Annotated in this window: 1 protein-coding gene; it reads left to right on the top strand. The window is 70.6% G+C overall.

Going from position 1 to position 14380, the window contains the following annotated elements:
* Positions 1-21 precede the first annotated feature (21 nt).
* Positions 22-14346, top strand: coding sequence for a type I polyketide synthase (locus ACJX2R_RS44570; RefSeq protein WP_413104735.1), 14325 nt, complete (start codon positions 22-24; stop codon positions 14344-14346).
* Positions 14347-14380: the final 34 nt, after the last annotated feature.

Raw genomic sequence — 14380 nt, 5'->3', positions numbered from 1 at the left:
GGGAAGTGGGGGTGGCCGACCATGGCGAGCAATGAAGAGAAGCTGCTCGACTATCTGAAGCGGGTGACGGCGGATCTCCGGCAGACGCAGCGCCGTCTGAAGGATGTCGAGTCCGCGGGGCATGAGCCCGTCGCCATCGTGGGAATGTCCTGCCGCTTCCCCGGAGGCGTACGGTCCCCCGAAGAGCTGTGGGAACTCGTCGCCACGGAGCGCGACGCCATTTCGGAACTCCCCACCGACCGCGATTGGGATGTGGAGAATCTCTTCCACCCCGACCCGGAGCACCCGGGGACGAGTTATACGCGCGAGGGCGGCTTCATCGACGACCCGGCGGGATTCGACGCCACGTTCTTCGGCATCAGCCCCCGCGAGGCCCTTGGAATGGCGCCACAGCAGCGGCTGGCCCTCGAGGCGTCCTGGGAGGCCATCGAGCACGCCGGAGTCGACCCGGAGTCGCTGCGGGGTAGCCGGACCGGCACCTTCATCGGCTGCGATCACCTCGACTACTGTTCCGACGCGTCCCAGGTGCCCGAGGGCTCGGCCGGCTACTTCACCATCGGCAACTCCGCCAGCGTGGTGTCCGGCCGGGTGGCGTACACCCTCGGCCTGGAGGGGGCCGCGGTGACGGTGGACACCGCGTGCTCCTCCTCCCTGGTCGCCATGCATCTGGCCTGCCAGGCGATCCGGCAGGGCGAATGCGATATGGCGCTCGCCGGGGGCGTGGCCGTGATGTCCTCGACGGCACCGTTCATCGGCTTCAGCGAGCTGCGCGGGCTCGCGCCGGACGGCAGGTCCAAGGCGTTCTCGGCCAACAGCGACGGCATGACCCTGGCCGAGGGCGTGGGTGTCCTGCTGCTGGAACGGCTGTCGGACGCACGGCGCAACGGCCACCAGGTGCTGGCCGTGATCCGGGGCACGGCGGTCAACCAGGACGGCGCCAGCAACGGCCTGACGGCGCCGAACGGGCCCTCACAGCAGCGGGTCATCCGGCAGGCGCTCGCCAACGCCCGGCTGTCGGCGTCCGAGGTGGACGCGGTGGAGGCACACGGTACGGGTACGACGCTGGGCGATCCGATCGAGGCGCAGGCGCTGCTGGCCACATACGGGCAGGAGCGGCCCGAGGGGCGACCGCTGTGGCTGGGATCCATCAAGTCCAACATCGGGCACGCGCAGATGGCCGCGGGTGCGGCCGGGGTCATCAAGATGGTGATGGCGATGCGCCACGAGGTGCTCCCCGCCTCGCTGCACATCGACGAGCCGACGCCCCATGTGGACTGGAGCGCGGGCGATGTCCATCTGCTGACCGAGGCCCGGGAGTGGCCACGGGGCGAGCATCCGCGGCGGGCGGGGGTTTCGTCCTTCGGAATCAGCGGGACGAACGCCCATCTGATCCTGGAGCAGGCCCCTGAGGGGGGTGCCGAGGCGGAACCGGTGGAGCCGACGTCCTCGGTGGAGTCGGTGGGTGGGCCCGTGCCGTGGGTGGTGTCGGCGCGCGGTACGGCGGCGCTACGCGGTCAGGCGCGGGCGCTGGTGGCACGGGTGAACGCCGACCCGGAGGTACGTGCCGCTGAGGTGGGGTGGTCCCTGCTGCGGTCCAGGACGCTCTTCGACCACCGGGCGGTGGTCATCGGACAGGACCGCGAAGAGCTGGTGGCGGGGCTGGAGGCACTGGCCGCCGGAGAACCACATCCGGGACTGGTGCACCCCGGCCGGGCCGCCGAAATCACCGGGCAGACGGTGTTCCTGTTCAGCGGACAGGGCAGCCAACGCCCCGGCATGGGCGCCGAACTCTACGACCGCTTCCCCATCTTCGCCGAAGCCTTCGACGAAGTATGCGGCCTACTCGACCCGCATCTCGAACACCCACTACGAGAGCTCGTCTTCAGCCACGACCCCGAACACGCAGCACTACTGGACCACACCACCTACGCCCAGGCCGGGCTCTTCGCCCTGCACATCGCCCTGGCACGACTCCTCAACTCCGTCGGCGTACACCCCGACGCCGTCATCGGGCATTCGATCGGCGAAATCGCCGCCGCCCACATCGCCGGAGTCTTCGACCTCCCCGACGCCTGCCACCTCGTCGCCACCCGCGCCACCCTCATGGGAGGGCTCCCCACCGGCGGAGGCATGGCCACCATCGCCGCCACCCCCGACGAACTCGCCGACGACCTCGCCGCACACCACGGCCAAGTGAGCATCGCCGCCCTCAACACCCCCGGCAACACCGTCATCTCCGGACCCATCGACCTCGTCACCGAGATCAGCGCCACCTGGGCCGAACGCGGTCGTAAAACCCGCACCCTCACCGTCAGCCACGCCTTCCACTCCCCCCTGATGGACCCCATCCTCGAACCCTTCAAACAGGCCATCAGCGAACTCACCTACCACCCACCCACCATCCCCCTCATCAGCAACCTCACCGGACAACCAGCCGACGAACACATCACCACCCCCGACTACTGGACCCAACACATCCGCCAACCCGTCCACTTCCACCCCGCCATCACCCACACCACACCCCACACCAGCATCTACCTCGAACTCGGCCCCAACCCCACCCTCGCCACCGCAACCCACCACACCCTCCACCACCACACCACCGAAACCGACCGACCGACGCCACTCATCACCTCCACCCTCACTCGCAAGCAGCCCGAGGCGCAGGCCCTCACCCACACCTTTGCCCAACTCCACACCGCCGGTATCGACGTCGACTGGACCAGCTGGTTCCCCAGCGACCCGGCCCCGAAAGTCGTCGGGTTGCCGACGTACGCCTTCCAGCACCAGCGCTTCTGGCTGGCCCCGCCCGCCGCCCGTACGAGCCTCGAAGGAGCTGCCGGGGACCCGGCCGAGGCGCAGCTCTGGCATGCCATCGAGGAGCTTGACGTCGACGCCCTCACCAGCACACTCCAGCTGGACAAGGACAGCCCCGGCATCGACGCCCTGCTGCCCGCACTCCCCGTACTGTCCTCCTGGCGGCGGCAACACCGTGAACGCTCCACCATCGACTCCTGGCGCTACCGGGCCACGTGGCAGCAGCTCCCCGACCCGACCGCCCCGGCCCTGACGGGCATCTGGCTGGTGGTCGTCCCGGCCGGGCAGGAGGAGCACACCGCGGTCCAGGTCACCCTCCAGGCGCTGCGGGCACACGGCGCAACGGCGCTCCCATACGCGATCGACGCTCATGACATCGATCGCGCCGGGCTCCGCGAACGTCTCGACCGGCTCACCGAGGAGTCCCAGCCCGCCGGAGCCATCAGTCTGCTCGCCCTCGACCAGGAACCGCTCGCCGGCCACTCCGCGGTGTCCGCCGGGCTCGGCGCCACCACCGCGCTCCTCCAGGCCCTCGATGACGCCGGAATCAACGCGCCGCTGTGGTGCGTCACGCAGGGCGCCGTCGCCACCGGTCGCGGCGACCTCCTCCCCCACCCCGAGCAGTCACAGATCTGGGGCTTCGGCCGGGTGGCCGCGCTCGAGCATCCGCAGCGCTGGGGCGGTCTCATCGATCTGCCCGGCGCCATGACCCACCACACCGCGGGTCGGCTAGCGGCCCTTCTCGTCCCCGGGCAGCCCGAGGACCAGGTGGCCATCCGCACCACCGGTACGTACGCACGCCGCCTCACCCGTGTGCCCGCCGACGACGCGGCCCCCGCTCCCTGGGAGCCGTCGGGCACCACGCTCATCACCGGTGGCACCGGCGGTCTCGGCACCCAGATCGCTCACTGGCTCGCCGAGCGTGGCGCACCCCGTCTCCACCTCGTCAGCCGTTCCGGTCCCGACGCGCCCGGCGCGTCCGAGCTCCGCGAGGAGCTCACCGCGCTGGGGACGGACGTCACCATCACCGCCTGCGATGTCTCCGACCACGCCGGACTCCGGCGGCTCATCGACAGCGTTCCCGCCGAACACCCCCTCACCGCGGTCATCCACACCGCCGGCACGATGGAACTGGGTCGGATCGGCGAGCTGGACCCCGGGCGGTTGCAGCCCGTTCTGCGGTCCAAGGCCCTGGCCGCCGCTCATCTGCACGACCTCACCCAGAACCTCGATCTCACGGCCTTCGTCCTCTTCTCGTCGAACGCCGCGACATGGGGCAGCGGGCAACAGGCCGCCTACGCCGCCGCGAACACCTACCTGGACGCGCTCGCCGAACACCGCCGGGCCCGGGGCCTGCCCGCCACCAGCCTCGCCTGGGGGCCGTGGGGCGAGGCGGGCATGGCCGCCGACCAGCACACACTCTCCCACCTCAAGCGGCGGGGGCTCTCCCCGCTCCCGACCGACCTCGCCATCGCGTCATTGCAACACGCGCTGACACACGACGACACCACCGTCACCGTCGCGGATGTCGACTGGGACAAGTTCGGCCGTACGTTCACCGCGCAGCGCCCGAGTCCGTTCCTCACCCGTCTGATGCCGTCGAACGCGGAGCCCGCCACCTCCACGGCCACCGCCGACGACAATCCGCTGCGGCAACAGCTCGGCGCGGCGCCCGCCGCACAGCGTCATCAGATCCTGGTCCGCCATGTCCAGACCCTGGCCGCGACGATCCTCGGGCACCCCGGGCTGGACGCGGTTCCCCCGGGGCAGCCCTTCCAGGAGCTGGGCTTCGACTCCCTCACCGCGGTCGAGCTGCGCAATCAGCTCGCCGCCACGACCGGCCTCGCCCTCGCTCCGGCGCTGGTCTTCGACCATCCGACGCCGAACGCGCTCGCCACGTATCTGGGCGCCGAACTCACCGGGCAGAAGGCCGCCGTCGCCAGCCACACGTCGTCCGTGGCCGCCGACGACGAACCGATCGCGATCGTCGGCATGGCCTGCCACTACCCGGGCGGTGTGCGCTCTCCGGAGGAGCTGTGGCAGCTCGTCGTCGCGGGCCGGGACGCCATCGGGGAGATGCCCGCCGACCGCGACTGGGATCTGGACACCCTCTTCGATCCCGACCCCGAGCGTCTGGGCACCAGCTATGCGCGCGAGGGCGGTTTCCTGCACGACGCGGCCGGGTTCGACGCGACGTTCTTCGGCATCAGCCCGCGCGAGGCGCTCGCCATGGATCCCCAGCAGCGGCTGCTCCTGGAAACCGCCTGGGAGACCTTCGAAAGCGCGGGCCTGGACCGGGACACGCTCGCCGGGAGCAACACCGGCGTATTCGCGGGCGGCACCTATCAGGGCTACGGCGCCTCCGGCGGTTCCTCGGCCCGGGAGGTCGAGGGATACCTGCTCGCGGGCGGTACGCCGAGTGTCATGTCGGGCCGGGTGGCGTATGCGTTCGGCCTTGAGGGCCCGGCGGTGACGGTGGACACGGCGTGCTCGTCGTCGCTGGTGGCCATGCATCTGGCGGCCCAGGCGCTACGGCAGGGCGAATGCACGTTGGCGCTGGCGGGTGGCGTGACGGTGATGGCCACGCCGACCACCTTCGTCGAGTTCTCCCGCCAGCGCGGTCTGGCGGCCGACGGCCGGTGCAAGCCGTTCGCCTCGGCGGCCGACGGTACCGGCTGGGGCGAGGGCGCCGGGCTTCTGCTGTTGGAACGGCTGTCGGACGCGCGGCGCAACGGCCACCGGGTGCTGGCGGTGATCCGGGGCTCCGCGGTCAACCAGGACGGTACGAGCAACGGGCTCACCGCGCCGAACGGGCCCTCGCAGCAGCGGGTGATCGGCCAGGCGCTCGCCAACGCCCGGCTGTCGCCGGCAGAGGTCGATGTGGTGGAGGGACACGGCACCGGAACCACGCTCGGCGATCCGATCGAGGCACAGGCGCTGCTGGCCACGTACGGGCAGGAGCGGCCCGAGGGCAGTCCGCTGTGGCTCGGCTCCATCAAGTCCAACATCGGACACACCCAGGCCGCCGCCGGAGTGGCCGGGGTCATCAAGATGGTGATGGCGATGCGCTATGGGGTACTGCCCGCCTCGCTGCACATCGACGAACCGACCCCGCATGTGGACTGGAGCGCGGGCGATGTCCGCCTGCTGACCGAGGTGACGGAGTGGCCACGGGGGGAGCGTCCACGCCGGGCGGGTGTCTCGTCCTTCGGCATCAGCGGGACCAATGCGCATGTCATCGTGGAGCAGGCGCCCGAGGAGCCGGTGGCGGCGGCCGGAGCCGTCGAGGCGGGACCGGTGGACTCGGCGTACTCGGTGGAACCGGTGGAACCGGTGGGTGGGCCCGTGCCATGGGTGGTGTCCGCGCGCGGTACGGAGGCGCTACGGGGTCAGGCGCGGGCGCTGGTGGCACGGGTGAGCGCCGACCCGGAGGTACGTGCCGCTGAGGTGGGGTGGTCCCTGCTTCGGTCCAGGACGCTCTTCGACCACCGGGCGGTGGTCATCGGACAGGACCGCGAAGAGCTGGTGGCGGGGCTGGAGGCACTGGCCGCCGGAGAACCACATCCGGGTCTGGTCGAGCGGAGGGAGACGGTCGAGACCACCGGTCAGACGGTGTTCCTGTTCAGCGGACAGGGCAGCCAACGCCCCGGCATGGGCGCCGAACTCTACGACCGCTTTCCCATCTTCGCCGAAGCCTTCGACGAAGTATGCGGCCTACTCGACCCGCATCTCGAACACCCACTACGAGAGCTCGTCTTCAGCCACGACCCCGAACACGCAGCACTACTGGACCACACCACCTACGCCCAGGCCGGGCTCTTCGCCCTGCACATCGCCCTGGCACGACTCCTCAACTCCGTCGGCGTACACCCCGACGCCGTCATCGGCCACTCCATCGGCGAAATCGCCGCCGCCCACATCGCCGGAGTCTTCGACCTCCCCGACGCCTGCCACCTCGTCGCCACCCGCGCCACCCTCATGGGAGGGCTCCCCACCGGCGGAGGCATGGCCACCATCGCCGCCACCCCCGACGAACTCGCCGACGACCTCGCCGCACACCACGGCCAGGTGAGCATCGCCGCCCTCAACACCCCCGGCAACACCGTCATCTCCGGACCCATCGACCTCGTCACCGAGATCAGCGCCACCTGGGCCGAACGCGGTCGTAAAACCCGCACCCTCACCGTCAGCCACGCCTTCCACTCACCCCTGATGGACCCCATCCTCGAACCCTTCAAACAGGCCATCAGCGAACTCACCTACCACCCACCCACCATCCCCCTCATCAGCAACCTCACCGGACAACCAGCCGACGAACACATCACCACCCCCGACTACTGGACCCAACACATCCGCCAACCCGTCCACTTCCACCCCGCCATCACCCACACCACACCCCACACCAGCATCTACCTCGAACTCGGCCCCAACCCCACCCTCACCACCGCAACCCACCACACCCTCCACCACCACACCACCGAAAACCCCACCAACCGCCCAACACCCCTCATCACCTCCACCCTCACTCGCAAGCAGCCCGAAGCGCAGGCCCTCACCCACACCCTCGCCCAACTCCACACCACCGGCATCGACATCGACTGGACCAGCTGGTACCCCGCCACCCCCACCCCCCGCACCATCGACCTCCCCACCTACGCCTTCCACCACCAGCACTACTGGCTGTCGTCCGGCTCCTCCTCGGGCCCGGCGCCCACGGAGGCGGCTCTGGTCGACAGGGAGTTCTGGGAGGCGGTGGAGCGGGAGGATCTGGAGTCCCTGGCGGCGACCATCGACTCACCGGCGGACCAGCACCCCATGCTGGGCGCCGTTCTTCCGACGCTGTCCGCCTGGCGGCGGCAGCACCGTGAGCGGTCGGTCATCAATTCCTGGCGATACCACGCCACTTGGAAGGCGCTCCCCACTCCTTCCACGCGTCCGGACCTCTCCGGCACCTGGCTGCTGATCATCCCCGCGGGTCAGTCCGACCACCCTGCCGTGGCAACGGCCACACAGACCCTGACCGCCCACGGCGCCACTCCGCTCCGCCATGTGCTCGACACTCGTACCGTCGATCGTGACGCCTTGGCGGACCATCTCACCCGTCTGGCAATGGAGGGCGAACCCACCGGAGTACTGAGCCTGCTCGCCCTCGACGACGAGCCGCACCCCCAATACGCCGCCGTACCCTCAGGGCTGATCGCGACCACCGTACTCGTGCAGGCCCTCGGCGACGCCGAGATCACGGCACTACTGTGGTGTATCACCCAAGGCGCCGTCGCCACCGGCCCCGGCGATCCGCTCCCCAGCCCTCGGCAGGCGCAGATCTGGGGACTTGGCCGGGCCGCGGCCCTGGAACACCCCCGCCGCTGGGGTGGCCTGATCGATCTCCCGACCGTCATCGACCACCACACCGCCGACCGTCTGGCCGCCCTGCTCGCCCCCGGTGGGCCGGAGGACCAGACCGCCATCCGCGCCACCGGCAGCTACGCCCGGCGCCTTCGTAGGGCCGGTACGCCCACCAATGCCCCCAGGACCTGGCAGCCCACCGGCACCACGCTCATCACCGGCGGCACCGGTGGCCTCGGCGCCCATGTCGCCCGCTGGCTCGCCCGCCACGGAGCACCCCATCTCCACCTCATCAGCCGCTCCGGCCCCGACGCACCCGGCGCCGCCCAACTCGCCCAAGAACTCACCGACCTGGGCACGACCGTCACCATCACCGCCTGCGACGCCTCCGACCGGGCCGCACTCGAGCACCTCCTCGACACCATCCCCGCAGAACACCCCCTCACCACCGTCGTCCACGCCGCCGGGACGTCGGACACCGAGCTCATCGCCGACCTCGGGCCGGAGCGGCTGCGGCATGTGCTCGGGCCCAAGGCCCTGGCCGCCACCCATCTGCATGAGCTGACCCAGGGGCTCGACCTCAGCGCCTTCGTGCTCTTCTCGTCCGGCGCGGCCGTGTGGGGCGGCAGTCGGCAAGGCGCCTACGCCGCCGCGAACACCTATCTCGACGCCCTCGCCGAGCACCGCCGCGCCCGTGGACTCCCGGCCACCAGCCTCGCCTGGGGCCCCTGGGGCGATGCGGGCATGGCCGCCGACGAGACCGCGCTCGCGTTCTACGGGCGGCGCGGGCTGTCTCCGCTCAGCCCGGAGCTGGCCGTGGCATCGCTCCAGCACGCCCTGGACCAGCGTGACACGACGGTCACCGTGGCGGACATCGACTGGGAGAGGTTCCCGGCGGCGTTCACCGCCCAGCGCCCCAGCCCGCTGCTCGACGACTTGATCACGCCCGCCGACAACCCCACCGAGCGAACCGCCGGCACGTCCGCAGGCACCTCACTCCGGCAGCGGATCTCCGCCGCCACTCCCGAGCAGCAGCACCAGCTCCTCCTCGAGCGGATCCAGTCCCTCGCGGCCTCGATCCTGGGGCATTCCGGACCGGACGCCATTCCGCCCGCCCAGCCGTTCCAAGAGCTCGGTTTCGACTCCCTGACCGCCGTGGAGCTGCGCAACCAGCTCGCCACCGCCACCGGAATCGACCTCGCACCCACGCTCGTCTTCGACCACCCCACGCCCAACGCCCTCGCCACATATCTGCGCGCCGAACTCACGGGCCAGCAGTCGGCCGTCACCGTTCACACCCCCACCACGGCCGCTCAGGACGAGCCGATCGCGATCGTCGGCATGGCCTGCCGCTACCCCGGCGACGCACACTCCCCGAAGGAGCTGTGGGACCTGGTCATGGCGCACCGCGATGCCATCGCGGAGATGCCCACCGACCGCAACTGGGATCTGAACGCGCTCTACGACCCCGACCCGGACCGCGCGGGGACGAGCTACGTCCGCGAGGGCGGATTCCTCTACCAGGCGGCCAAGTTCGATCCCGGGTTCTTCGGCATCAGCCCGCGCGAGGCGGTCGCCATGGACCCCCAGCAGCGCCTGCTGCTGGAAACCGCCTGGGAGACCTTCGAGAGCGCGGGTCTGGACCGGGACACGCTCGCGGGCAGCAACACGGGCGTATTCGCGGGAGTGACGTCCCAGGATTACATCTCCCTCACCGGCGATACGGCGAGCGACGTCGAAGGCTATGTCGCCACGGGCAATATCGGCAGTGTGGTGTCCGGCCGGGTGGCCTACTCCTTCGGCCTCGAAGGCCCGGCGGTCACGGTGGACACGGCGTGCTCGTCCTCGCTGGTGGCCATGCATCTCGCGACCCAGGCCCTGCGGCAGGGGGAATGCACGATGGCCCTGGCCGGCGGGGTAACGGTGATGGCCACCCCGGGCGCGTTCATCGAGTTCTCCCGCCAGCGCGGTCTGGCGCCCGACGCGCGGTGCAAGCCGTTCGCGGCCGGGGCGGACGGCATGGTGTGGGGCGAGGGCGTCGGTCTCGTCCTGCTGGAACGGCTGTCGGACGCGCGGCGCAACGGCCACCGGGTGCTGGCCGTCATCCGTGGCTCCGCCGTCAACCAGGACGGCACGAGCAACGGCCTCACCGCGCCCAACGGGCCCTCGCAGCAGCGGGTGATCCGGCAGGCGCTCGCCAACGCCCGGCTGTCACCGTCCGAGGTGGACGCCGTCGAGGCGCATGGCACCGGGACCACCCTCGGCGACCCGATCGAGGCGCAGGCGCTGCTGGCCACGTACGGCCAGGAGCGGTCGGAGGGACGTCCGCTGTGGCTCGGCTCCATCAAGTCCAACATCGGACACACCCAGGCCGCCGCCGGAGTGGCCGGGGTCATCAAGATGGTGATGGCGATGCGCCACGGGGTACTGCCCGCCTCACTGCACATCGACGCACCGACCCCGAATGTCGACTGGAGCGCGGGCGACCTGCGCCTGCTCACCGAACCCGTCCCATGGCCCCAAGGCGAACGGCCCCGCCGGTCGGGAATCTCCTCCTTCGGCATCTCCGGTACGAACGCCCATCTCATCCTTGAGCAGGCCCCCGAGCCGATCGAGCCCGCCCCCGTATCGGACGTCGCCGGTGTGGTGCCCTGGGTGATCTCCGCACAGAGCGACGCGGCGCTACGAGGCCAGGCGCGGGCCCTGACCGGGCACGTCATCGGTGAGCCCGAGGTGAGCGCCTTGGAGGTGGGCTGGTCCCTGCTGCGGTCCAGGACGCTCTTCGACCACCGGGCGGTGGTCATCGGACAGGACCGCGAGGAGCTGGTGGCGGGGCTGGAGGCACTGGCCGCCGGAGAACCACATCCGGGACTGGTGCACCCCGGCCGGGCCGCCGAAATCACCGGGCAGACGGTGTTCCTGTTCAGCGGACAGGGCAGCCAACGCCCCGGCATGGGCGCCGAACTCTACGACCGCTTCCCCATCTTCGCCGAAGCCTTCGACGAAGTATGCGGCCTACTCGACCCGCATCTCGAACACCCACTACGAGAGCTCGTCTTCGGCCGTGACCCCGAACACGCGGCACTCCTGGACCACACCACATATGCCCAGGCCGGGCTGTTCGCCCTGCACATCGCCCTGGCACGACTCCTCAACTCCGTCGGCGTACGACCCGACGCCGTCATCGGCCACTCCATCGGCGAAATCGCCGCCGCCCACATCGCCGGAGTCTTCGACCTCCCCGACGCCTGCCGCCTCGTCGCCACCCGCGCCACCCTCATGGGAGGGCTCCCCACCGGCGGAGGCATGGCCACCATCGCCGCCACGGCCGACGAACTCGCCGACGACCTCGCCGCACACCACGGCCAGGTGAGCATCGCCGCCCTCAACACCCCGGGCAACACCGTCATCTCCGGACCCATCGACCTCGTCACCGAGATCAGCGCCACCTGGGCCGAACGCGGTCGTAAAACCCGCACCCTCACCGTCAGCCACGCCTTCCACTCACCCCTGATGGACCCCATCCTCGAACCCTTCAAACAGGCCATCAGCGAACTCACCTACCACCCACCCACCATCCCCCTCATCAGCAACCTCACCGGACAACCAGCCGACGAACACATCACCACCCCCGACTACTGGACCCAACACATCCGCCAACCCGTCCACTTCCACCCCGCCATCACCCACACCACACCCCACACCAGCATCTACCTCGAACTCGGCCCCAACCCCACCCTCGCCACCGCAACCCACCACACCCTCCACCACCACACCACCAAAACCAACCGCCCAACACCCCTCATCACCTCCACCCTCACCCACAAACAACCCGACACACACGCCCTCACCCACACCCTCGCCCAACTCCACACCACCGGCATCGACATCGACTGGACCAGCTGGTACCCCACCACCCCCACCCCCCGCACCATCGACCTCCCCACCTACGCCTTCCACCACCAGCACTACTGGCTCGCCCCGCCCGCTCCGCGCGCCGAAGGTCATGTCAACGGCCACCACCCGGCCGAGGCCAGGCTCTGGGATGCCATCGAGGAGCTTGACGTCGACGCCCTCACCAGCACACTCCAGCTGGACAAGGACAGCCCCGGCATCGACGCCCTACTGCCCGCACTCCCCGTACTGTCGACCTGGCGGCGTCACCACCGCGAGCGCTCCACCATCGACTCCTGGCGCTATCGCGTCGCGTGGAAGCAGCTGCCGGACCCCGCCACCGCGCCGCCCCTCAGCGGGACCTGGCTGCTGCTCGTGCCCTCCGGGCACGAGCAGCATCCGGCCGTCCACGCCACCGTCCAGGCGCTGGATGCCCATGGCGCGGCCCATGAAGTCCTGTCGCTCGATGGCGTGGACGCCCGGCGCGACGCCCTCGCCCCACTGCTCTCACAGCTGCCCGATGGCAGCACCCCCGAGGGCATTCTGAGTCTGCTCGCGCTCGATCAGACGCCCCACCCCGACCACCCGGCCGTCCCCACCGGGCTGGCGGCGACGGCCGCCGTTGTCCAGGCCCTCGGTCAGACGCCGCTCATCGCGCCCCTGTGGTGTGTCACCCAGGGTGCGGTGGCCGCCACCGCCACCGATCCGCTCCCCCATCCGCACCAGGCCCAGATCTGGGGTATGGGCCGGGTCGCGGCCCTGGAGCACCCTCAACTCTGGGGCGGTCTCATCGACCTTCCGGCCGACGTGGACGCCCGTACCCCCGCCCGTATCGCCGCCGTACTGACGCCCGGCCAGCCCGAGGACCAGGTGGCGATCCGCGCCACCGCCCTGGCCCGCCGTCTGGAGCGCGCGACCTGCCCGGACACCGCGCCCACCGCGTGGCGCCCCGCCGGTACGGCCCTGATCACCGGCGGCACCGGCGGTCTGGGCGCGCATGTGGCCCGCTGGCTCGCCCGCCAGGGCGCATCCCATCTCCATCTCATCAGCCGCTCCGGCCCCGACGCACCCGGTGTCAACCAACTCACCGGAGAACTCACCGCGTTGGGCGCCGCCGTCACCGTCACCGCCTGCGACGTATCCGACCGCGCCGCACTCCAGCACCTCCTCGGCACCATCCCCGCAGAACAACCCCTCACCACCGTCGTCCACGCCGCCGGGCTCGCGGAGAACACCCCGCTCGCCGAGCTGGACCTTCCGGGGATCGAGGCGGTGCTGCGGCCCAAGGCGCTCGCGGCCGCCCATCTGCATGAGCTCACCGAGGATCTCGACCTCAGCGCCTTTGTGCTCTTCTCGTCCGGCGCGGCCGCGTGGGGCGGTAGCCGACAGCCCTCGTACGCCGCCGCCAACGCCTATCTCGACGCCCTCGCCGAGCACCGCCGCGCCCGTGGCCTGCCTGCCACCAGCCTCGCCTGGGCGCCATGGAGCGATGCGGGCATGGCCGCCGACGAGGCCGTCATCGAGTACTACCGCCGGCGCGGAATGCGCCCCCTGGACACCGATCTCGCCATCGCCTCGCTCCAGCACTCCCTGGACCACGGTGACACCACGATCACCATCGCGGACATCGACTGGGAGACGTTCCCGGCCGGTTTCACCGCACAGCGGCCCAGCCCGCTGCTGTCCGACCTGGCCGCCGCCGCGTCACCGGGCACCGATGCCATCCCGGACACCGACGCGGCGTTGAGCACTTCGCTTCAGCGGCAGCTGGCCACCGGCTCCCCCGCCCAGCGGCATCAGCTTCTGCTCCATCACATCCAGACGCATGCCGCCGCGATCCTCGGCCATGCCACCATCGACGCGATCCCACCCGCCCAGCCGTTCCAGGAGCTGGGGTTCGACTCGCTCACGGCCGTCGAATTCGGGCATCGGCTCTCCGCCGCCACCGGCCTCGACCTTCCGCCCACCCTGGTCTTCGACCACCCCACCCCCAAGGAGCTGGCCGACTATCTGCGCGAGCGGCTGGTCGAGGGGCAGCTGACCTCCGAGGGACATCTGCTGTCGGAGCTCGACCGGTGGGACTCGGTCTCGGAGCCATCGGCGGTGGACGAGGCGGCCCGCCGCCGGATCACCGGGCGACTGCGGCTGCTGCTGGCCAAGTGGAGTGACACGGAACGGGAAACGGAGCGTTCCGCGGCCCACAGCGAGCTCGAGACGGCGACGGCAGAAGACATTTTCGACCTCATCTCCGACGAGTTCGGAAAGTCCGACGAGCTCGGAAAGTCGTGAGCCCGATGACCCCCATCCTCCGCGACGCGCCAAG

Source organism: Streptomyces sp. Inha503 (assembly GCF_047215865.1).
GTDB classification, from domain to species: domain Bacteria; phylum Actinomycetota; class Actinomycetes; order Streptomycetales; family Streptomycetaceae; genus Streptomyces; species Streptomyces lycopersici.
This window is presented reverse-complemented; position numbering and strand designations above follow the sequence as displayed.

Coding starts and splice junctions, on each gene's coding strand:
- ACJX2R_RS44570 (WP_413104735.1), top strand. CDS start 22: ATGGCGAGCAATGAAGAGAAGCTGCTCGACTATCTGAAGCGGGTGACG.